This window comes from Erythrobacter sp. RANMB8 (genome assembly GCF_056848235.1).
The window spans coordinates 93863-114963 of record NZ_JBREHG010000006.1; the positions used below are offsets into that span (position 1 = coordinate 93863).

Annotated in this window: 18 protein-coding genes; 16 read left to right on the forward strand and 2 right to left on the reverse strand. The window is 61.1% G+C overall.

Annotated elements, in window-relative coordinates:
* The first annotated feature begins 1 nt into the window (after position 1).
* The 12 genes from ACU0AG_RS09940 (at position 2) to ACU0AG_RS09995 (ending at position 13868) form a co-directional block, all read left to right on the forward strand.
* On the forward strand, positions 2–784 hold the full coding sequence (locus ACU0AG_RS09940; RefSeq protein WP_482782123.1) for a conjugal transfer protein TraV: 783 nt from the start codon (positions 2–4) through the stop codon (positions 782–784).
* Complete coding sequence (gene traC, locus ACU0AG_RS09945; protein ID WP_482782124.1) at positions 784–3327, forward strand: type IV secretion system protein TraC; 2544 nt, start codon at positions 784–786, stop codon at positions 3325–3327. The genes ACU0AG_RS09940 and traC overlap by 1 nt, the downstream gene beginning before the upstream one ends.
* A gap of 79 nt (positions 3328–3406) precedes the next feature.
* The gene (locus tag ACU0AG_RS09950; RefSeq protein WP_482782125.1) at positions 3407–3769 is read left to right on the forward strand and encodes a hypothetical protein; all 363 of its coding nucleotides are present in this window, start codon (positions 3407–3409) and stop codon (positions 3767–3769) included.
* Between the two features lie 8 nt (positions 3770–3777).
* The gene (locus ACU0AG_RS09955) at positions 3778–4173 is read left to right on the forward strand and encodes a TrbI F-type domain-containing protein (RefSeq protein WP_482782126.1); all 396 of its coding nucleotides are present in this window, start codon (positions 3778–3780) and stop codon (positions 4171–4173) included.
* On the forward strand, positions 4160–4684 hold the full coding sequence (locus tag ACU0AG_RS09960) for a S26 family signal peptidase (RefSeq protein ID WP_482782127.1): 525 nt from the start codon (positions 4160–4162) through the stop codon (positions 4682–4684). The genes ACU0AG_RS09955 and ACU0AG_RS09960 overlap by 14 nt, the downstream gene beginning before the upstream one ends.
* On the forward strand, positions 4681–5319 hold the full coding sequence (traW, locus tag ACU0AG_RS09965) for a type-F conjugative transfer system protein TraW (RefSeq protein WP_482782128.1): 639 nt from the start codon (positions 4681–4683) through the stop codon (positions 5317–5319). Before ACU0AG_RS09960 ends, traW begins: the two co-directional genes overlap by 4 nt.
* Entirely contained in the window at positions 5316–6332 is a 1017-nt protein-coding gene (gene traU / locus ACU0AG_RS09970) for a conjugal transfer pilus assembly protein TraU (protein WP_482782129.1), read from the forward strand. The genes traW and traU overlap by 4 nt, the downstream gene beginning before the upstream one ends.
* Positions 6329–7093 (forward strand): type-F conjugative transfer system pilin assembly protein TrbC, encoded by a 765-nt coding sequence (gene trbC, locus ACU0AG_RS09975; protein WP_482782130.1) that lies wholly within the window; start codon positions 6329–6331, stop codon positions 7091–7093. Before traU ends, trbC begins: the two co-directional genes overlap by 4 nt.
* Positions 7090–8820: a conjugal transfer protein TraN gene (locus ACU0AG_RS09980; protein ID WP_482782131.1), complete on the forward strand. Its 1731-nt coding sequence runs from the start codon at positions 7090–7092 to the stop codon at positions 8818–8820. Before trbC ends, ACU0AG_RS09980 begins: the two co-directional genes overlap by 4 nt.
* Positions 8801–9628 (forward strand): conjugal transfer protein TraF, encoded by an 828-nt coding sequence (locus ACU0AG_RS09985; protein WP_482782132.1) that lies wholly within the window; start codon positions 8801–8803, stop codon positions 9626–9628. The genes ACU0AG_RS09980 and ACU0AG_RS09985 overlap by 20 nt, the downstream gene beginning before the upstream one ends.
* Before the next feature lie 64 nt (positions 9629–9692).
* Complete coding sequence (locus ACU0AG_RS09990; RefSeq protein ID WP_482782145.1) at positions 9693–11120, forward strand: conjugal transfer protein TraH; 1428 nt, start codon at positions 9693–9695, stop codon at positions 11118–11120.
* Between the two features lie 45 nt (positions 11121–11165).
* Entirely contained in the window at positions 11166–13868 is a 2703-nt protein-coding gene (locus tag ACU0AG_RS09995; protein WP_482782133.1) for a conjugal transfer protein TraG N-terminal domain-containing protein, read from the forward strand.
* Positions 13869–13876: 8 nt separating this feature from the next.
* On the opposite strand, the gene ACU0AG_RS10000 is transcribed toward ACU0AG_RS09995, so the two are convergent.
* Positions 13877–14107 carry a hypothetical protein gene (locus tag ACU0AG_RS10000; RefSeq protein ID WP_482782134.1) on the reverse strand — a complete coding sequence of 77 codons (231 nt, stop codon included), beginning with the start codon at positions 14105–14107 and terminating at the stop codon, positions 13877–13879.
* Between the two features lie 382 nt (positions 14108–14489).
* Here ACU0AG_RS10000 and ACU0AG_RS10005 point away from each other — a divergent pair, with 382 nt between their 5' ends.
* On the forward strand, positions 14490–18521 hold the full coding sequence (locus tag ACU0AG_RS10005) for an NACHT domain-containing protein (protein WP_482782135.1): 4032 nt from the start codon (positions 14490–14492) through the stop codon (positions 18519–18521).
* Between the two features lie 35 nt (positions 18522–18556).
* Here the strand turns inward: ACU0AG_RS10005 and ACU0AG_RS10010 are convergent, their stop codons facing one another.
* The gene (locus ACU0AG_RS10010) at positions 18557–18850 is read right to left on the reverse strand and encodes a type II toxin-antitoxin system RelB/DinJ family antitoxin (protein WP_482782136.1); all 294 of its coding nucleotides are present in this window, start codon (positions 18848–18850) and stop codon (positions 18557–18559) included.
* A 376-nt stretch (positions 18851–19226) separates the two neighbouring features.
* Here ACU0AG_RS10010 and ACU0AG_RS10015 point away from each other — a divergent pair, with 376 nt between their 5' ends.
* From ACU0AG_RS10015 to ACU0AG_RS10025, 3 genes are read left to right on the forward strand one after another with little or no spacing between them, the layout of a single operon-like run.
* The gene (locus tag ACU0AG_RS10015) at positions 19227–19841 is read left to right on the forward strand and encodes a hypothetical protein (RefSeq protein ID WP_430386396.1); all 615 of its coding nucleotides are present in this window, start codon (positions 19227–19229) and stop codon (positions 19839–19841) included.
* Positions 19841–20116 carry a type II toxin-antitoxin system RelE/ParE family toxin gene (locus ACU0AG_RS10020; RefSeq protein ID WP_482782137.1) on the forward strand — a complete coding sequence of 92 codons (276 nt, stop codon included), beginning with the start codon at positions 19841–19843 and terminating at the stop codon, positions 20114–20116. Before ACU0AG_RS10015 ends, ACU0AG_RS10020 begins: the two co-directional genes overlap by 1 nt.
* Positions 20117–20142: 26 nt before the next feature.
* Positions 20143–20985: a restriction endonuclease gene (locus ACU0AG_RS10025; protein ID WP_482782138.1), complete on the forward strand. Its 843-nt coding sequence runs from the start codon at positions 20143–20145 to the stop codon at positions 20983–20985.
* Positions 20986–21101 lie beyond the last annotated feature (116 nt).

Consider the following 21101-nt stretch of genomic DNA (forward strand, 5'->3'; position numbering starts at 1 on the left):
CATGCGGCTCCCCTTCCGTTTCCTCGTCTGCGCCGGTCTGGCCGTGATGACGAGCGCCTGCGCGACCTTCGGCACCAATGTCGAAGGCTCGTTCCAGTGCCGCGCGCCCAAAGGCGACTGCGCACCCTCCCACGTCCTCGATGCCCGCGCGACCAGCGACATGACGACGGACAAAAACCCGCAGCACGCCATGCGTCCAGCCATTGCTGTCGCGGCAGGAGATCAGGCGCGCACATCCGAGCGCACGCTGAAGATCGTGTTCCCGGCGCGGGTCGATGAGGCGGGAACGCTGCACGACGAGGCCGTCGCCTGGGCCGTCATCGAGAACCCGCGCTGGGCGGCGGAGCTGCGCCGCAATCCCGGAGAAAAGTCCGCTCCGCCGCTGATGCGACAGTTGAAGCGGCAGCTGAAGGCGGTGCAGGCCACGGCGCAAACCAGTGCGCAGGCAGACAACATGCTCGCGGCTGACAGCATGGACGAAGCCACCACCGCCCAGTCAGACCAGAACACCCCCGACGCCGAAATCCTCATTCAGCCCGACAACCACTCCGATCTCTTCCCGTTGGTCTCGCCGCCGGTATCCCCCTCCCCGGCGAACGAGACTGCAACCGGTGCTGATGCACCGGTGGCCGGGGGGCTCCATGCGACCGCGTCCCCGCATGATCCAGCTCCCCGGCTTTCCAATACCCGCGCGCCGCTGACCTTCCCCAGCATCGAGGCGATCGAGACGGCCAAGCGCGATGCAGCCGCCAGCAAGGCACAGCCCGAGAAGGAGCAAAACTGATGGCCCAGCGCCTCAACATGATCGTCGACCGGGTCCTTGCAGGGCTTCTGGGCGATGCCGAGCATTCCGAACCGGCGCGCCCTGCCCTTATGATCGATCAGCTCTCGGACTGGCTGCCCTACCGGGTCTATGATCCGTCAAACCGGCTCTACCTCAACGCACGCTCCAAGGGGTTTGTGCTGTCGGTAACGCCGCTCATCGGCGCCGACGAGCGCACCGGCGAGATCCTGGGACAGTTCTTCTCCGAAGGTCTTCCACCCGGCGCGTGCCTGCAGGTGCTGCACCTAGCCTCGCCGCGCATCAGCCGGATCATCGCGCCGTGGTTCGCCCCGCGCTATCTGCAGGGCGGGGTCTATGAGGCGATTGCGCGCCACCGCGCCAAGCGCCTGTATGGCCTGGTGTGGCAATCGGGCTCGGCCGATGCGCCGTTCCATGCCCGCCACCACCAGGTGATCGTATCGGTTGGCGTTCCCGCTTCGAAGGCGGTCAGCAATGAGGAGCTGCGGCAAACCCGCGACGGCCTGATCGCAATGCTCAAATCTCTGAACCTCGGCGTGGTCGAGGTGGGGCCGGAGGATCTCATCGCCATTATCGATGACCTCACGTCCCCCACCACCGCGCCGCAGGAGGATGCCCTTGCCTATAATCCGCACGACGCGATCGCTACGCAGGCGATCCGGCATGATATCGAACTGATCGTACAGGAAGACCGGATGCGGCTGGCAACCGAGCGCTTCCGGCCGACCGGCAAGCTTCGCGACGGCGTGCCGGAGATCGGGACGATCTACCCTGACGCCTTCGATGTTCGCCATTTTTCGGTCCGCAACACCCCGGCGCGCTGGGCACCCTGGGAATGCGCGCGGCTGATCGGCGATCTGTTCACCGACAAGCTGCGTTTTCCTTGTCCCGCAGCGACCATGCTGTGTCTCGTTTATCCCGATCAGGAAGCGGCCGCCGCCAAGGCCGGGTTCAAATTCATGCGCACCACCAGCCTTGCCGAAACGCGCAGCGCGCGCTTCCTGCCACGGATCGGCGAACAGGCCGCAGAATGGCAGCATGTCCAGGCCGAACTGCAGGAAGGACGCCGGCTCGTACGGGTGTTCTATGGCCTCACGACCTTCTCGCCGCTGGGGCGCGGGGACAGCGACGAGCGCGCGATCAAGTCGATCTACAAGGCGGCAGGCTGGGATCTTGCCGACGAGCGCTTCCTGCAGATTCAGGGGCTGCTGGCTGCCATGCCGATGACACTCGCCGATGGGCTGGGTGCCGACATGGAGCGACTGAAGCGCTTCAAGACCGTCTTGTCGACCACCGCCGCCAACATGGCGCCGATGCAGGGCGAATATCTCGGCAGCGCGCATCCCCATCTGCTGTTCATTGGCAGGCGCGGTCAGCCCTTCTTCTGGTCCCCCTTCGAGAATGAGGCGGGCAATCACAACGTCGCGATCTGCGGCAAGTCGGGATCGGGCAAATCGGTGCTGCTCCAGGAAATGTGCGCTGCGCTGCGCGGCGCGGGCGCTCAGGTGGTGGTGATCGATGATGGCCGCAGCTTCGAGCACTCGGTCAAACTCCAGGGCGGCCGCTTTGTCGAATTCACGATGAAGGCGGGCTTCTGCCTCAACCCCTTCTCGATGATCGATGCCGCGCGCGCGGCCGAGGACGAGGATTACCGGCTCGACTGCTTCGGGATGGTCAAGGCGATCATCGGCCAGATGGCACGGCACTCGGCCAAGCTCACCGACATCGAGCGCGGTCTTATCGACCGCGCAGTCAACGTGGTGTGGAACGAGGCGGGAAGCGCCGCGACCGTTACCAGCGTCGGCGAAGCGCTTGCCGGCGTCGGACACGAGATCGCAAGCGATCTTGCGACCTCGCTTGCCCCATACATGGCCGGCGGGACCTATGGCGCCTTCTTCGAGGGCGAGGCGAGCCTTGCGCTCGACAGCGATTTCACGGTCTTCGAAATGTCGGACCTGTCGGCGCGCGAGGAACTGCGTGCCGTGGTGCTCTCGGCGATCATGTTCATGACCAGCCAGGCGATGACCCGCACCCCGCGCCAGGTGCGCAAGCTGCTGCTCATCGATGAGGCCTGGTCGATGCTGAAGGGCGGGTCGATGGGCGAGTTCGTCGAGACCTATGCGCGCACCTGCCGCAAATATGGCGGCGCGCTGGCGACCGCGACGCAGTCATTGAACGACTATTACAAGTCCGACGGGGCCACGGCCGCGCTCGAGAACAGCGACTGGATGCTGATCCTCCAGCAAAAGCCCGAGACCATCGCCGATTTCAAGGCAAGCAAGCGCCTCGACATGGATGACCGGACCGAGACGCTGATCCGCAGCCTCAAGCGCTTGGGCAACGACTATTCCGAGGTGTTCATCAAGGGCCCGGAGGTCGAAGCCATCGGCCGGCTTGTGCTCGACGAGTACTCGGCGACCCTGTTCTCGAGCTCGCCTGAGACGTTCGCTGCGATCGATGCCGAAGTCGCGCGCGGGCATCAGCTGGCCGACGCGATCGAGCAGATCGCCTTTGGTCGGTCCTGAACAATAGCCCTCACAACATCACAAGGGACCCCAGAAAGCCATGGAACTTCATCTCGTCGACCCGGCGCACCAAGCGTCAGTGCTCCCTCAGTCAGACATGCCACCGGGGACATCCTCGCCCAAACGCGCCTGGCAGCGGCGCGCCAGCGACCTCTGCTTCATCGCGCTGAAGGCAAGCGGGTTCATCGCCTCGAGCTATCTCATGGCCTTGGGTGCGCCGCTGCTGTTCTTCCTTGCCCTGTCGGGCGGGGACGCAGGGCTGCTGTTTGGGCAGCTCGCCAACATCGCCGAGCGCTTCCTTGCGGCTGACCATGCCCGGCAGGTCGCATTCCTTGGCGAGATCAAGGTCGTGCTGATCGGGCTGGCCACCCTGCTGATTGCCTGGCGCCTGCCGCGCTTCCTGCGTGATCTGGGCCGCGAACTCTCGGGAGAAAAGTTGTGAAGAACATATTGGCAACAAAAAGCCTGCGCAGCAAGCTTCCCGCGATCAACACCGCGGCCATCGTGCTGGGTGTGAGCATGATCGGCTCGACCCTCTGGGGCGTCTGGGCGACTGACGCGCTGCTTACCCTCCAAAAGCGCGAAGTTGTGACGGTCCAGCTGAGCCGCATCATGGGCGACTTCATCGAGGCCGAGGCGCGCGCCGGCCGGCCGCCCGAAGAGACGAAGCAAAAAGTCGAGCTCTACCTGAAGGCGGTCGAAGCCTCGGTCGAGGCTCTGGGCCGCGACGGGCGCACCGTGCTGGTGGCCGAAGCTGTGGTGTCGGGCAGCGCGCCCGACCTTACCGAAAGTGTCCGCGCCGATGTGGCGCGGCGGGTGGCAGGCGTTCGCCATGCGCAGCCCTGAGATCCTCACCCGTTCGGCCACCGCGCGCCGCCTTGTGCTGCTCGCGGGCCTTGGCGCAGGCGCGCTCGCGCTCACCGCGCTCGGTGCCTTTGCCAGGGGCCATGCGCTAATGATCAATGTGAGCCCGAGCCTGCCTTTTTGGGCGCTCTGGACCACAAAGGGCGCCGTCCCGCAGCGCGGCGACATCATCCTGTTCGTGCCGCCGCCCTCCCCGCTGCTCGAGGCGCATTTCGGCAAGGAGCCGAAGCCCTTCGGCAAGGTGGTGAGCGGCGTGCCCGGCGATGTCGTAACCCGCAAGGACCGCGCCTTCTTCGTCAACGGACGCCTGGTCGCGACGGCCAAACCGGCGAGCCGCCGCGGCGAGCCTCTCGCACTTGGCCGAGCCGGAGCAGTGCCGAAGGGCTGCTATTTTGTCACAACCCCGCACAAGGACAGTTTCGACAGCCGCTATGCGGCTATCGGATGGGTCTGCAAATCACGCATCCTCGGGGTCGGGAGGCCGATCCTGTGAAGGCGCTCCTCTTTACCGCAGCATTGTGCCTCGCCTGCAGCGCGCCAGCTGCCGCGCGCGACTATGGCCAGCATGGAACGCTCTGGCCTGTCATCGAGCCCGATCTTCTTAAGCAGATCGAAGCGCGGCTGACCCACCTTGAAAAAACCGGCGAGACCGCGCGGCTCAATAAGCAACTGAAGCAGCGCACGATCGCGCGGGTCAATCGTCCCGAGCCGGTTGCGGGTATCACGAACGCTGTAACCGCCCGGAGCTGGGACTTCGATCCGACGATCAGCGCGGACCGCGACATTGCTGACGACAAGGGTCGGATCATCATTGCGGCCGGCACGCGGGTCAATCCGCTCGACACTGTGCGCCTGCGCGCTCCCCTTGTGTTTCTCAACGGCGACGACCCGGCGCAAATCGCATGGGCGAGCCAGCGCTATGGGACCACGTCGGCGAAGTTCATTCTGGTGCGCGGCGCGCCGCTCGCACTGATGAAAGCCCGCCAGCGCCGCTTCTATTTCGACCAGGGCGGGACCCTCGTGAAGCACTTCGGCATCCGCGCCGTTCCGGCCGTGGTCGAGCAGCAAGGCCGTGTGCTGCGCGTCAGCGAGGTTCCGCTCAAACCTCGGGAGCGCAAGCCATCATGACCCGGAGAAAGCGTTTCCTGACATGGATTTGCAGCGCGCTCCTGATGCTGAGCCTCAGCGCGCCGGCCAGCGCGGATGCGGGCCCGGGCAAATGCACGGGCAAGTTCGTCAACCCGATCACCGACATCTGCTGGTCGTGCCTGTTCCCGATCTCGGTCGGGAGCCTCAAGATCTGGCCCTCGAACCGTCCGGACCCCGACAACCCGGACCTGCCGGTCTGCCTGTGCGGCATCCGGCCCGGGATTGCGATGGGCTTCTGGGAGCCGGTACGCCTCGCCGATGTCAGCATGAAGCCGTGGTGCTTCGTCAATTTGGGCGGGATGAAGATCGATCCCGGCTTTGACATCGGGTTCAAGACCATGGCCGGGCCTTCGGCGGTGGGCGGCGCGACCCAATACCATTCGCAGTGGCATGTCCACTGGTACGCCTATCCGCTGATTTACTGGATGGAGCTGGTCGCCGACTTCCTGTGCCTTGAGGCAGGTTCGGTCGACATTCTCTATGTGAGCGAGATCGATCCGCTGTGGCAGGACAGCGAACTCACCGCGATCATCAATCCCGAGAGCGTGCTCTTCGCCAACCCGCTGGCACTGGCGGCCTGCGCGGCGGACTGTGTCGCAGCGACATCGAAACTGCCGAGCGACGATCTGTTCTGGTGCGCCGGGTGCCAGGGCACGATGTACCCGCTCAATGGCAATGTCTCGGCGACGATCGGCCATGTGCAGGCCTCGCGCCTGGCTCTGTCGCGCTTCTCGTACAAGCTGCATCGGCAGCTCGTCGCCTGGGGAACGATGGGCAGCAAGGGATTGTGCGGCAAGTATCTCATGCCGGTGATGCGCAAGCAGCAATACCGCTTCCAGGCCACCAACCCCAATCCGCAGACCAAGGGCCGCTATGCCTGCGCGCCGATTGGCGCCTCCACCACCTTCATGTCAGCAGGACAGGTCTACCCCGCCATCGGCGAGGACATGGGCTACCTGGTCTGGCGCAAACGGAATTGCTGCGCGCTATGAAGAGCCCTTTTCATCTTGCTGTATTCGCGAGCCTCATCAGCCTCGCGGCCATTGCCGGCGCTGCGGCACAGTCGATTGAGCCCGAGCTTGATCTCGCTGCCATCCGCGCGAAGGCTGAGATCAATGCGGGCGAGGCCGAGGCGCTCGCTGCCACCGCACATGCGCGGGCCAAGGCCCTTATGGAAGAGGCCGATGCCAATGCGCGCGGCGCGCAGACGCATGGCCAGAACTATACGCAGGCGGCAAGAGCGGCGGCGAAGCCGCCCTCGCAGGACACCTTCGATTTCGACCGCATGGTGGTCGATGCCGGGACCATGGCGACCAGCGAGCTCGGCGAAGCGCCGCGCTTCATCGCCTTTGCATCGCTGTCGATGCCGCCGGCTGCTCTCAAACAGATGATCCGCGACGTGAATGCTGCAGGCGGTGTGGTCGCGCTGCGCGGCTTTCCGCAGGGCAGCGCCAAGGCGTTCACCGAAGCGCTCGGCAAGCTCGCGCTCGACCAGGACACGCTGGGACAGGTGGGGATCGACCCCCGCCTGTTCCGCGCGTTCAATGTAACTGCCGTCCCGACTTATGTGGTCGCGAGCAGCGACTTCGACCTGTGCGACGGGTTTGATTGCCAGACTACAGTGCCGCCGCATGACCGCATCAGCGGCAATGTGAAACCTGCCTTCGCGCTCGAAACCATCGCGCGCGGACAAGGCCCGGCTGCGCGAATCGCTTCCCAATATCTTGGCCGCCTTGAAAGGACCGGACCATGATACGCAGGCTCCTCATCATTCCCGCTGTCCTCATCGCGTGCCTTGCACCCGCCGCACAGGCCCAGACTACGCGTCAGGGCCCCAGCACCACCGAGGCGGCCAAGGCCGAAGGCAAGGCATTCGGCCGCGAACAGGCTGGCGCTGCTCAAAGCGCGGCGACCACGCGCCCCGACGCAGACAGGATCCCGAACTTCAGCAGCGCGCCGGCCGAATCCCGCTATTTCGATGATCCTGCGCGCATGGAGCGCGACGCGGCAAGCCAGGCAAATGCCAACACCGGCTATCGCACCATGCGCGATTCCATGGAGCGGCGCGCGCGCTTCACGCCCGAGGACCTCGATGCGGTTGTTGCCCGCAGCGGGCAGATCAGTGCCGACCCGCTTGCCTTTACCAGCGGCATGAGCGTCAGCGGCTCGCAGGGCCGCTGCGTCCCGCTGCCCCCTGGCAGCGGAACGGGCGCACGGTACATGGCAACCTGCAATGTCGGATACACGGCGAGCGAGGAGACGCGCAGTTGTACGATCCCGCTCAACGTCGCGGTCGAGACAGAGACCCGCTACATCTATTGGTGCAGCGAATTTGGTTCGGGCTTTGAGGAAGATTGCACACGGTTCCATGCGGCGAGCTGTGAGCGCACGGGATTTATCGAAGGCCCTTGCCTGCAATGGGGCGACTTCGGCGGACCGCGCTTTTGTGCCGAGCCCGGGAACCCCATCAGTGTCATGTCCTGCCCCGCCCCGGTTACAGGCGGCGAACTCCAGAACATCGTAGCGACGCGGAACGTCACCACCAGTCGCGATGAAAGCCGCTGCCCCTTCGCAGCGGATGCCAGCTGCCGCGAGGCTACCGAGGCCTGCTCTGACAGCGATCCGGTCACCCGGATCATCGACGGCGTCGCCGTGACGCAGCCCTGCTGGGCGTGGGAGCGGCAGTTCACCTGCGCTCAATTCGTCGAAGCACAGGACTGCCAGACCCTCGAGACGACGCCGGGCTGCGCGCTGGTCGGCGAGGAATGCCTCTCGGGCGAGCCCTGTCGTACTTGGGAGCGGGTCTATGATTGCCCGGTTCCCGATCAGCCCGGCAGCCCCAACCAGTTCATCTGTGATGGCGACGTCTATTGCATCGATGGCTCATGCGAGACGATCGAGCGCGAGGCGAATGACGAGTTCAAGGATGCCGTCGTCGCCTTGAATGCCATGGATCAGGCGCGCCGCGAGTTCGATCCCGACACGCTCACCCTGTTCAAGGGTACCCGCAACACCTGTTCGTCCAAGGTGTTCGGCGTCCTTAATTGCTGCAAGGGCAAGGGCTTTCCGCTGATCCCCGGGATCCAGCTCCTTGTGAGCCTTGGCTGCAGCCGCGAGGAAATGCTGCTGCATGAGCGCGATGCCAAGGGCCTGTGCGCCTATGTCGGCACCTATTGCTCAGACAGCTTTCTTGGCGTCTGCCTGACCAAGAAGAAGGCCTATTGCTGCTTTGAATCCAAGCTCTCGCGGATCCTGCAGGAGCAGGGGCGCAGGCAGCTGAACAAGCCGTGGGGCAATCCCAAGACCGAGCAGTGCCGCGGCTTCACGCTCGACGAGTTTTCCCGGCTCGATCTCAGCCAGATGGATTTCGGCGAGGTGTACGCCGAATTCACCGAGGCTGCTCGCCTGCCCGACGAGCTCACAGCAGCCAGCGATCTCCAGCAGAAAATCGAGGACTATTATGCCCGTGCCAGCAATTAGGGCCGCCTTGCGGCCGCTCGCCACCTGCATCGCTCTGCTCGCTGTCGCGGCGACGCCGCTGCGGGCCGAAGAACTGCCAATGGTGCAGGCGGGAGAGCAGCAGGACAGCTTCTACTGCCAGGAGCGCAAGCTTGGCTACTGGTTCTACTGCGCCAAACCCAAGGCCGAAAAGCCCCAGGCGGAAGACCCGCAGCAACCGCAAACTGCGACCGAACAGCTCGATGCTGTGACCGCCACCTTGCGCGAGCTCAAGGCCAAGGCGATCCTCGAGCCGACCCCTGCCAATGTGACCGCCTATATCCGCTTTCAGCGTGAACAGCTCGACCGGGCATCGCTGTTCAGCGATGTCTGGCAGCGGGCGATCTGGCAGGATCCCGAGCTCGATTACACGCTGCAGCGCCCGGTCTCGACACTCGGAAAGCGGCAATGGCAGGATGATCGCAACGCGGAGCGCGATGCCGCGATGGCTCAGCTCTCGCAGCGCTACGGGCTGTTCTACTTCTTCGCGCAGAGCTGCGGCGCCTGCGAGGTCATGTCGCCCATCGTCCAGGGCGTGGCATCGCGCTGGCGCATCACCGTGCGCGCGATCTCGACCGATGGCGGTCCGTCGCGCCATTTCCCCGGATACACCGTAGAGACCAACCAGCGCGCGCGGCTCGGGCTCGAGCCGAAGATCACCCCCGCGATCGTGCTGTGGGACGCCGAGAAGGGCCGCCCCATCCCGATCGGCTACGGCGTGATGAGCGCCGATGAGCTCCAGGACCGCATCTATCTCCTCACATCGAAGGAAGCTGGCCGTGACTACTGAAACCTCGCGCCCATGGAACGACCTAGAGCCGCAAAGCCATCAGCGCGGAACCCCCAGACATGGGATGAAGACCAAAGCTCTTGCGGCACTGATCGCCGTCGCCCTGCCCCTCACGAGCGCATCGGCCGATGTCGGAAGCTCGATGGACGCATTCCTCGACGATGTCGGCGGGGCGTCCAACGTCACGGGTCCGACCGCATTCGAGGGTCAGTCGGCCGGCTACTACAGCCTCGGCAATGTCTGGACGCGCTTTCCGCAGAAGACGACCAACATTGCCAATCTGCAATTGCCGCGCGCACGCGCCGGCTGCGGCGGCATCGACATCTTCGCCGGGTCCTTCAGCTTCATCAATGCCAGCGAGATCGTCGCGATGATGAAGGCGGTGGCCAACAACGCGGTCGGGTTCGCCTTCAGCCTCGCGATCGACACTGTCTGCCCCGAGTGCTCGAAGATCATGCAGGAGTTTGCACAGAAGGCGCAGCTCATGAACAATCTCAACATCAACTCCTGCGAGATGGCGCAGGGTCTGGTGGGCGGGATCTGGCCGAAGGGCGACCTTGCCGACAAGGCGATCTGCGAAGCGATCGGGAACTCGGAAGGCATCTTCACCGACTACGCGGCTGCCAAGCATGGCTGCGGCACCAGGGGCCAGCGGGCGAGCACCACGGCGCAAGGATCCGGCCAGTACGACGACGTCAATCCGGGCGTCGCCAGAAACTACACCTGGACGATCCTCAAGAAGTCGGCCTTCTTCTCGCCCGGAGGCAACTTCGACCGCGAACTCGCTGAATATGCGATGACGCTGCTCGGCACGATCATCTACATCCCGCCTACCGACGATCAGCCGGGCAAGTTCGTGCCGATCGCGGGCGATGCCTCTTCGACGCTCGTCACCTCCCTGCTCGACGGCACGAGCGGCAGCAATGTCCTCATCTATGACTGCGATGAGCCCGACAAATGCCTCGATCCCGGTTTCAAGCCATTGAGCCTTCCGGCATCCAAGGCACTTCGTCCTCGCGTTGCTGCACTTATCGCCGGGATGGTGGACGCGATCCGCGAAGACACGCCGATCACCGAGGCCCAGAAGGAGCTGCTGCAGGTCGCATCGATCCCGCTCTACAAGATCCTGACGGTGCAGGCGGCCTATGGCCGCGGCATGCCGACCGATGATCGCGAGACCCTCGCCGAGATCGCCAGCGTCGATCTGCTCTTCGCCGTGCTCGACCGCATCGTCAGCGAGTCCGGCCGCTCGATGTCGAGCTTCATCGGCGCCGACGAAGCCAAGATCGCGATGTGGCAAGGTCAGGTCAATGTCGTAAGGCAGGCGCTCGCAGACCGGCAGGCCAACACGCATCTCAAGGTCGGCGCGATCATGCAGATCATCGAGAAGACGGCCTTCATCGAGAATGTGCTCGCCGCCTCGATGTCGCCCGGAATGTCGGCCTCGCTTGACTGGTCGCGCGGCGTGCAGTCGCGCGCGCTTTCCCAGTAATCCCCAAACCCAGCCGCAAGGCCGCCTCGCGAGGAACGCAGCACAATGGTCGAGATTTTCACGGTTGGCGGCGGGGATTACCTCGTCAACGTCTTTCAGGCGGTGGCGGCTTGGACCGGCAATGGCGGCTACAAGAGCCTGCTTCAGGTCGTGATGGTCATGGGCCTTGCCCTGTCGGCGATCACGCTGGCATTCAACCAGGACTGGCGTGCCTGGATCAACTGGTTCCTTGGCGCCACGCTGATCTATTCGTGCCTGATGGTGCCGCGCCTTGATGTGCGCGTCACCGACCGGATCAACCCCGGCCTGGCACCGGCCACTGTCAGCAATGTGCCGCTCGGCCTTGCGCTGATGGCGAGCTTTACCAGCCAGATAGGCGACTATCTCACGGGCTCGGCCGAGGTCGTGTTCGCCTTGCCCGGGGATCTCAACTACTCGAAGAATGGGATGATCTACGGCGCGCGGCTCTATGACGCAACGCGCTCGCTGCGCATCTCGGATCCGGAATTTGCGGCGAACCTCGATGAGCATTTCCGGCAATGCGTCTTCTATGACGTGCTGCTCGGCCGCTACTCGATGAAGGAATTGGCGGAGAGCGGCGATATCTGGTCGACGATCGCGCCGGGCAGCCAAGCGCGCGCGCAGCGCTTTCTCACGCGTGATGCGGGTTCGGGCGCTGTGACTGCCAATATTGTCACCTGCCGCGAAGCCTATGGCGCGCTCAATGGCCAGTGGGCGAGCCTCGTCGACAGCATGGGCACCGTGTTCGGACGACAGCTCTACCCCAACCAGACGGCGACCCTCGCCAAGGCCAAGCTGTTTGCCGACCTGCCGGTCGCCTACCAGTACCTGACCGGTGTCTCGTCGAGTGCGACCGATATCTTCAAACAGACGCTCACCATCAACGCTATGAGCCAGGCAATGCATTCGATGTCGGCGGCAACTGGTGCCGGGAATGTCGATGTCTATGCCCAGACCCGCGCCGACATTCAGACCGAGCGCACCTATGGCTCGATTGCCAGCAATGCGATGAAGTGGGTGCCGCTCCTCAATATCGTGCTGACGGTGCTGTTCTACGCCCTGTTCCCCGTGCTCTTCCCGCTGTTCCTGATGCCGAAGACCGGACCTATGGCGTTGAAGGGCTACATTACAGGCTTCTTCTACCTTGCCGCGTGGGGTCCGTTGTTCGTGATCCTCCACATGATGCTCATGGTCAAAGGATCGGCCGACATGACGGCGGCGACGGGCGCCAACGGCATCAGCCTCGCAAGCTTCACCGGCATGGCCGACGTCAACAGCGATATCGGCCTTCTGGCGGGATATCTCATTGCCTCGGTTCCCTTCCTCGCCGGCGGCGTTGCCAAGGGCGCGATGGCGATCTCGCACCATGCGACAAGCTACCTCAATCCGAGCCAGAACGCGGCCGAGGAGGCCGCGCGCGAGGCGAGCACGGGCAATGTCTCGCTCGGCAACACCAGTTTCGAAAATTCGAGCGTGCTAACCCGCCAGTTCGCGCAAGGGACCGTCGCGCCGAGCTTCACCTATGGCGCACCGCAGACCCGCACGGTCAGCGACAGCGGCTCGGTGACCACGAGCTTCGGACAGGCGAGCTACGATCAACTCCCGAACTCAAGCTATCCCTTCACCCCGACGCTGGGGCAGGAATTCACCGCAAGGCTGTCGACCATGGCATCGCAAGCGCGTGCCAACAGCGAGAGCTATGCCAGCGTCGCTGCGGAATCGACCAGCAGTGCGGTAACCAAGTTCCGCGAGCTCAGAGACCAGTTCAGCAAGGGCAATTCCTTCGAGAGCGCCAGCGGCACCTCGAACTCGGACAGCATCCAGAGCGCTTTCAGCGAGGTCGATCAGGCTTCTACCAACCTGCAGCGGCAGTTCGGTCTGTCGCGCAGGGCGGCTGATGACATCTCGACCTCATGGTCCCTTGGCGGCGAGGCCGGAGCCAAGGCTGGCCTGTCGAACGGGGTGCTTTCTGGAAGCATTGGTGCAAAGGGTGGTGGGACACGGACCTGGACCGACAGTGATATCGGCATAGCGTCGGAGGATCGTTCGCGGATCTTCGGGAGCCTGTCTCAAATGTCGGACAGCCGAAATTGGTCAAACACCCGCGACGGCTTCATCCGATCCGTCAGCACCTCATCAAGCTCTGCAGTATCGAGCACTGCGAGCGGCTTGAACGCGTCGCTGACAGAGGCGCAAAGCTATACCGTGGAAGCACGCCGGGCTGAGGAGCTTGCCAATCGCCTCGAAAACCAGGCGTCATTCTTCGAAGGCGACAGCGCAGCTGGCAACCTCAACCTATCGCAAGCCTATAGAGATTGGGGCTTGGCCGAGATCGAGGGCAATCGCGACTTCTACGGCTCCGCGCGGTTCGACGACATCGCTTTCCAGCTCAGCCCGGAAGGCCAGGCACTGCAGGGTAAATTCATCGAAAGCTACGCCGAGCAACTTCGGGACGGGATCGAAGACCGCCTTGTTCTACCTGCAGGACAGCCCGTTTCTCGCCCTTCGATCTCTGGTCCAAGTTCTGTGCGCGGGCGTGCGCAGATTGGTGGAGGGGATCAAGCAACCGTGCCTCAGATGGACACAAGCGCCATCCAAGATGAGGTACAGCGCGCTCAGGCTGGTGGTCGCAAGACGATAGGCGGATCGAGATCGCGCCTCGATGCTGTCACCAAGAGCTCCAAGGGCGCGAGTGCAGAGGCAGCGGATGATGTAAAAGATTGGTGATGTTCGGATCACCACAGTCCGAATGAGGCGCCAGCCAAAAAAACGAACACTGCAACGATGAAGAAAACGCCAAATATCGTCAGCTTGCGACCCCAAGGATCAGCCCAGGACTTCTTGATCCGGTACTCCATGAGGCGATTGTCGCGGATTGCCTGATCGATCTCGGACAACCCATCCCACTTGCGGGTTTCGCGAGCCTTCTCAGCATCGATGTCGAAATTGGTCATGATGGCATTCATCCCGCTTCTCCTTGGAACATAGAGGAAACACTCAGGCGGGGCTAGAAAAATTCGACAGTTGCCTTTGGATGCCCAACAAACCGGAGCTTTCTCTCCTTTTGGCGCTGGGCAGGACGTAATGTGCCAAACCAAGAGCCTAGACCCGTGATAGTCCGTCTCAGGATCTCAGACACAGGCGCGGTCCGCACAACGGGTATAGCAGGTTGCCCGAAGGGCAGCGCTACCCACACAATTCCCCACCATAAATCGATGTCGAGACTGGCGTCCTTGGTCTCAACATGATGATATCTTGGACGCTATGGGAAGCGCCTCTCCTCTCAACGCCGAACAAGAACAACGATACATCTGTCGTCGCCTTACATGGTCCGACAAAGATGGCAGATTGCAGTCGGCAACCGAACAGGATCTTTTTCGCCGGTTCTCAGGGTCGGTCGTCATCCTCGGTGACCCGGGGATGGGCAAGACGTGGCTAATGGAGCGATATGGAGCACAGGAGGGGGCAGGCTTCATTCGTGCGACAAAACTTGTGCGTCAACCTGACCACACTGATTTCGGTTCCGGGCGCCTGGTTATCGATGGGCTCGATGAAATCGCTTCCTCAGGGGAAGCAGACGCTCTGAACAGCGTGCTCAAAAAGCTCATCGCCTGCGGGAAGCCAAACTTCGTTCTTTCCTGCCGGGCTGCTGATTGGAAAGGCAAAAGTGCAGAGATCGATATAGCTGACGAGTACGGCGAGCATCCAGCTGTTGTGGAGTTGGAGATGCTGACCACCGATGAGGCGGTAGCTGCTCTGACCCCCCGCATCGGTCGAGAAAAAGCGAATGCTGCAGTTTACGCACTCAATGCTGCCGGTCTCGAAAATTTCTTTCAAAACCCTCTGTATCTGGACTTCGTGTCAGCAATCGTTTTGTCCGACCGTGATGTCCCCAACAATCGAGCGGAATTGTATGAGCAAGCGATTGACCAGCTTTGTATCGAGGTGAACCCGCATCATTCAGATAGGGGGTTCTCAGTTCTTTCCCGTGAAGCGGCATTGGAAGCGGCGGGGGCGCTTTGCGCTGCGCTCCTGGTGACCGGGAAGTCTGCTATCCAGCGGGTCGGAAAATCAGCGCAGACGATATCCGTTTCTGAGATGAGCGGACTTGCTGACAGAGCCGACATGCATGCGGTGATCGGAAGCAATCTGTTCCGAGCTGTCCAAGGGGCTCCGGGGCAGTTCATGCCGTTGCATCGGACGGTCGCTGAGTATCTGGCAGCCAGATGGCTGTCGCTCTACCTTGATAAAGTGATCGACGCTCTGAATGGCTCAAGCGTTGTGGCTCACCGCATGCTCGCACTCATATGCAGCGAAAGTGGCGTGCCTTCGTCGCTTCGTGGGCTTCATGCCTGGTTGCCTCGGTTTAGTCCTACGCGACTTGGACCCGGCGCTATTGAGCGCGACCCATACGGCATACTTCGCTATGGTGACGGCGATGGTCTTGCTCTCGACCAAGCGCGTGCACTCCTTGGGGCACTGCGCAGACTCGCACACGATGATCCGCAGTTTCGAGATGGCTGGGGGCGCTCGGAAGCATTGAGCGGTCTGGCACAGGTGCCGCTGGCTGATGATCTAAGAGCTGCGATAACGGACACAGGAAACAGCGTGTTGTTCCGGTTCGTTGTCCTTGAGGCGATTACCGGCAGCGGGGTTGCCCCCCTCTTAAAGGATGAGCTTTCCGACATCCTCTTGGACAAGAGGAGGACTTACCGGGAGAGACGACTTGCCGGCGAAGCACTAGCAGCAATTCGACCTGATCCGCTGGATTGGCCGGAGGCGCTCGGGCAATTGATGCTTTTTGGAGATTCGGACTCCACGAGAGCCGGTGCGGAGCTTCTGGACGACATCGGATATGACCGGCTTGAGCCTGAATTGGTCGCGAAGGTTATCCTAGCCGATTGCCGCCTGACCCAAACCGGACGGCGGGCAAGAAATCGAGTGTTCGGCTCGTTTTTCAGGCTCCACAAAGAATATCCTGATGATCGCATTGCGCACTTGCTTGATGCATTCGCAGCCATCGTCTTGCCCGGTCTCAACGCCAAGAAGCGTCTCGATGACGGACTGCATGATGGATGGAGTGAGTTCTGTAATCTCGTACAGGCCTTGGCCGCGCGTCATTTGCAGATCTCGGCAGGGCCTGTTTCCCCTGAGCGGCTGTGGAGGTGGCTGCAGATGGTCCAAACGCGATGGGCGCGCAAGGATGATGACAACGCCAAGATTGAGGCTGCTATTCTGAGCAATCCCGAGCTCAGGCGAGGTGTTCAGCGGATTGTGCTTTTCGATGACGCAGCCGACTTTAGCCTGTGGGCAGTTGGATCTCGGCTTCAACAAGCATCGAGCGGCTTTCGCTTTAGTGACGAGGATGCGGAGCTGTTTCTGCGAGAGGTGGTGGAGCGAAAACGTCCGTCGGATCGGGAACGCTGGAAGAGCCTTGTAGCCTTCTTTCGCACTGATGGGGTAATTCCGGTTGCCACTCGAAAGATCGCGAGACCCTATGCCAAGGGTGATCGAGAACTTTTGGAATTCCTTGTCCAGCGGCCGAGGCGACAGAAGCTCGACGGGTGGGAACTAGAATATCGGAGGAAGGATCGTGCTCGAAAGCGGCAAGAAGAAAGAGACAATAAAACGCTTCGTGCAGAGTTCACTGAAAACATACAAAAAATTCTTGCTGGCGAGCTCGACTGGGTGAGCAAACTCTCCCGCGTGTACCTGAACATGTATTCTGACTTCGATCGAGAGGCGCGGCCACGCGATCGGATCGAAAACTGGGTGGGGCCGGAGATACGGGATGCTGCCCTGCAGGGGTTCGAGGCGGTCCTGCACCGGAAGGATCTTCCTTCCGTAGATCAGATTGCCGACAGCTATGCCCAATCCCGGGTATGGCATTTCGTATTTCCGATGCTCGCTGGAGCCGGACAAAGATTTGATAATGGTGAGAGCTTCGACGATTTACCTACGGATCTTCTCTCGGCCTTGCTGATTGCAAGCAGCCACGAACTCGGAGGGTTCCGGGAAACTTTTGATGGTCTCGAACATGCCTTGCGAAAGATCTTACGTAAGGATCGAAACGCATACGAGACACATGTTCGCCGCATGTTCGAACCAATGTTTCGGGCAAACCGGAATTACGTTCCCGATCTTAACCGGTTCATGCGGGTGGGGGCAGAGCGGCCATTATCCACCCGTCTCGCTATTGAATGGCTGGCGGAATTCCCAGATCTTCCGCTCGAAATCGAACGAACCCTGGTGGAGGGTGTCGTGCATAGTCCCGCAGACACCCTTTCGGAGGAAATTGAGCAACTGTCCACAATTGCGAACGAGCGGCTTGCGGCTTTCAATGAGGTGAGCGACCGACAGACTTTTTGGTTGGGCATAAGATTTTGCACTGATTTCGAACGTGCTTTGTCGCGTTTTCCTCCAGTTAATCGCGACAACAGATCACTTCTATGGCCTCTCACACAGCCTTTCTACGATGGCCGCCAAAATCATGCGCATTACCTCGCTCCTTCTCTTCGGCAGTTGGAGTGGTTGTTCAGGACCTTCCGGACCTTATGGCCTTTTACCGCCAGACCTGACCGCACGACTAGCGGGGACAAGAACCCGTGGGATGCCACCCAGCTTCTGGAATGGATAGTCTATCAGATCGGCAAGAACCCTGACCCTCAAGCTGGCGAAGTGCTACGCAGACTTCGCGCCATGCCGGATGATGGGTATAGTCAGACGATCCAGGCCAACATCGCGTTGCAGCGCAAAGCCCATCTCGAATCGAGTTTCTGTGCCCCTACCTTGGCTGAGTACAAGGCGGTGCTGACGAGTACAGGGCAGCCGCAAAGTCCAGCCGACGTACAGGCGATAATCCTCGCAGAGCTTGAGCGGCTGCAAGAAAGGCTGAAGGGCGACCCCCTGAATCCGGTCGACAATTTCTACAGCGAGGATGGCACTCCGAAGATCGAAAACGAGTGCCGCGATCAGATGTTGCTGTTGCTGGGTGGCAATCTGCCTTTCGGCATCCAGGCATTCTCTGAAGCCTCCATGCCACGCGGCAAGCGAAGCGATGCGATTTTCAGCTACGGCAAGTTCGTTGTTCCCCTCGAATGTAAGGGGCAATGGAATGATCAGGTTTGGACGGCCGCTTCGGGTCAGCTCGATCGCTATTACGCAATCCACCATCAAGCCGCTCAAAAGGGGATTTACGTCGTTTTCTGGTTCGGTGACGATGTTCCGAGGAGCAGGCGACTGAAGGCGCCACCGAAGGGCATCATCCGTCCAAGCGCTGCGAAGGAAATGAGGCAAATGCTGCAGACCCTACTGCCCGCGGGAGTCTCGGGTTCTGTGGCAATCGTTACCCTGGATCTGAGCAGGCGGAGGCCAGCGTAGCTTGATGGTTGGCTGTCAGCCTCATTGATGCGACGTTAGGAGCTTGCGTCGTTCAGATCTGCCAAGAGGCTGCCGACATCTGCAAACCGCACCACGTCTCGGTTGGCTGCCGCTTCAAGCGCAGCCTCAGTTTCGCGGTTCGGCGAGCGGACCTCGAAAGGTAAGCTCCGCTCAGCAACCACACGAACCAGCATCATCCGGATTGCGTCGGAGACAGACAGCCCCATGGTGCCAAGCACCTCAGTGGCTTCCTTCTTCAGATCAGGGTTGATACGCGCTCGAACAACTTCAGCGGCAGGCATGGCAATCTTCCAAACATCGGTAGCCACGTTGTAGCTACAAATTGTAAATGGCCCCTTGCTGCCACTTGGTCAAGATTCCCGCCCCCTTTCTGGACTATCCTCGGGAGCACATGGAGCACCGTCAGAACATCGAAGAACAGTGAGCACTAGAGAGTACAGAGTGAATCGGGTTAACACATTGAGAATGAATGGGTATTTTAACAGTCTTTGCAATGAACGTTGCATGGAAGTTGATAAGTTGTGATGTGCGCTGTAATCTTAGGAGTGAGAGATGCGACAAGTCCGCTTCTCATCCCATTTATTAAAACACATAAAGCATTGAAAACATTACCATTTTTCTAGAAAATTGCCGCCATGAGGTTGGCGGCGGCTCGTCATCCATTAAGGTGTAAGGAACTTCAAGATGGCGACAGTACGTGCAGCCAGCGCAATTGCGAAAAAGCAGCAAGCCCTTCGGGATCACCTCTGGCCTGGCAAGGAACCATGGCTGTGGGACCGAAAAAAGCAAAAGGGCTTCACGACAATTCCTAAGACCATGCCCATGATCCTGAAGATCATGGACGAGATCACAAAAGGGACGCCGGTCTCGGCGACGTACCTAACGCTGTGGTGCAACACGTGGGACAACAGTTTCGTTACCCTTAACAAGAATGCGGACATGGCCAATGCCTCAGGCTTTGGTGGTCAGCGCGGTGAGCACACATGGACGACGCGGATGAAGCTGCTTCAGGAGCTGGAGTTCATCGACATCAAACCAGGCAAATCGGGTCCGATGGGCCATGCGATAATCTGGAACCCGCACTTCATTTTGCGGTGGCATCGCCACATCAAGACGCCTGGCCTGACCGAGGCTAGCTACAATGCTTTGATCGAGACGGCCCTTGAACTCGGCGTAACCGACATGACAGCGGATTGGCCTGTGCCACACTCGCCGAACAATCCCCCGCCACCCCCGCCGCCGGTACCGTCACCTGCGGTTCCTGCTGCCCCCGAGGCTGATAGCAGCGGAGGTGGATAATGCGCGAGATCGAACGCACCACCAAATTTAAGCGCGATTACAAGCGTGAGAAAAAGACCGATCCGGAACTGGATGGCGTTCTGGTTCCGGTGCTTGAGCTACTTTTGACGGACGCTCCTTTGCCAGCAAAGCTTCGCGATCATGGCCTGAGTGGAACTTGGGCAGGCTATCGCGACTGCCATATCCGGCCAGACTTGGTGCTGATCTATGCGAAGCCCGACGATGAGACGCTGGTGGTTGTTCGTTTGGGTTCGCACAGCGAGCTTTTCTCATGAGTACGATCAGGCCGGTCGAGCTTGATATGATTGACCTTGTCTTCCGAGGGGGAGAGCGGGGGTACATTCTCGATTTTTCGAACCGGACCTTCGGAGAGTTCTTCGCGCTGGAACTCGAAGTCGACATTGACGCCGAGATGTACAAGCGCGAGGGCACTTCGAAGGGGAAGCGCCTCCGCACCTTCCTGACGATCGTTGATGATGGAACGGCCGCCAGAACTCTAAGGCTCTTGTGGGAGTACCGCGACGCGATGCTGAAGAGGCTTGGCCAAAATGACGCACAGCCTCTGGCGAAGAAGCAGATTTTTGCGGTCGTGGCGCGGCTCGAAGGAACTGCAACCGGGATCCCCAGCGGACTGGTGCCAGCGCTAAAGCTCTCAATTCAGGATTGGGCTGGCCTTCGTACGCGGCTGCTCAGCGTGCGTGACATGCGACCTCATGATCGCGGTTATGCGTTCGAAGCCTATCTGAAGGAGCTTTTTGACGCCTTCGGCATGGCGGCGCGCGAACCGTTTAGACTCAGGGGCGAACAGATCGATGGCAGTTTCAGCCTCGCTGGCGAGACCTATCTGATCGAAGCAAAGTGGCTGAACCGGGAAGTGGGAATTGCCGAACTTCACGCATTTCACGGAAAATTAGAGCAGAAAGCGGCATGGGCGCGCGGCGTGTTCGTCAGCTTCGGAGGTTTCTCGGAGCAGGGATTGGACGCTTTTGGAAAGGGCAAGCGGCTCGTCTGCGTGGAAGGGCGTGAGATAAAGATCGCGCTTGAGCGAGAAATCGGGATCGATGCGCTTATAGCAATGAAGGTGCGGCGCGCTGCGGAAACGGGTTCCGTGTTTACGCCGTTAGAGTCACTCTTCCCTCATTAAGCCAGGCATTGCATCCAGGGTAAGCGCCCGATTGTAGGGCGCTGATCCCCCCTTCCCCGAGCGCCAGTTGGAGAATTGCAAATTGGGAGACGGCTCTGTGCTTAGCCTGCGATTCC

What these genes read in the sequence shown, in the direction of transcription:
- ACU0AG_RS09985 (WP_482782132.1), top strand. Translation starts at nt 8,801, where the DNA reads ATGCCCGTGCCAGCAATTAGGGCCGCCTTGCGGCCGCTCGCCACCTGC.
- ACU0AG_RS09980 (WP_482782131.1), top strand. Translation starts at nt 7,090, where the DNA reads ATGATACGCAGGCTCCTCATCATTCCCGCTGTCCTCATCGCGTGCCTT.
- ACU0AG_RS10000 (WP_482782134.1), bottom strand. Translation starts at nt 14,107, where the DNA reads ATGAATGCCATCATGACCAATTTCGACATCGATGCTGAGAAGGCTCGC.
- ACU0AG_RS09960 (WP_482782127.1), top strand. Translation starts at nt 4,160, where the DNA reads ATGCGCAGCCCTGAGATCCTCACCCGTTCGGCCACCGCGCGCCGCCTT.
- trbC (WP_482782130.1), top strand. Translation starts at nt 6,329, where the DNA reads ATGAAGAGCCCTTTTCATCTTGCTGTATTCGCGAGCCTCATCAGCCTC.
- ACU0AG_RS09940 (WP_482782123.1), top strand. Translation starts at nt 2, where the DNA reads ATGCGGCTCCCCTTCCGTTTCCTCGTCTGCGCCGGTCTGGCCGTGATG.
- ACU0AG_RS10025 (WP_482782138.1), top strand. Translation starts at nt 20,143, where the DNA reads ATGATTGACCTTGTCTTCCGAGGGGGAGAGCGGGGGTACATTCTCGAT.
- traU (WP_482782129.1), top strand. Translation starts at nt 5,316, where the DNA reads ATGACCCGGAGAAAGCGTTTCCTGACATGGATTTGCAGCGCGCTCCTG.
- ACU0AG_RS10020 (WP_482782137.1), top strand. Translation starts at nt 19,841, where the DNA reads ATGCGCGAGATCGAACGCACCACCAAATTTAAGCGCGATTACAAGCGT.
- ACU0AG_RS10015 (WP_430386396.1), top strand. Translation starts at nt 19,227, where the DNA reads ATGGCGACAGTACGTGCAGCCAGCGCAATTGCGAAAAAGCAGCAAGCC.
- ACU0AG_RS09995 (WP_482782133.1), top strand. Translation starts at nt 11,166, where the DNA reads ATGGTCGAGATTTTCACGGTTGGCGGCGGGGATTACCTCGTCAACGTC.
- ACU0AG_RS09990 (WP_482782145.1), top strand. Translation starts at nt 9,693, where the DNA reads ATGAAGACCAAAGCTCTTGCGGCACTGATCGCCGTCGCCCTGCCCCTC.
- traC (WP_482782124.1), top strand. Translation starts at nt 784, where the DNA reads ATGGCCCAGCGCCTCAACATGATCGTCGACCGGGTCCTTGCAGGGCTT.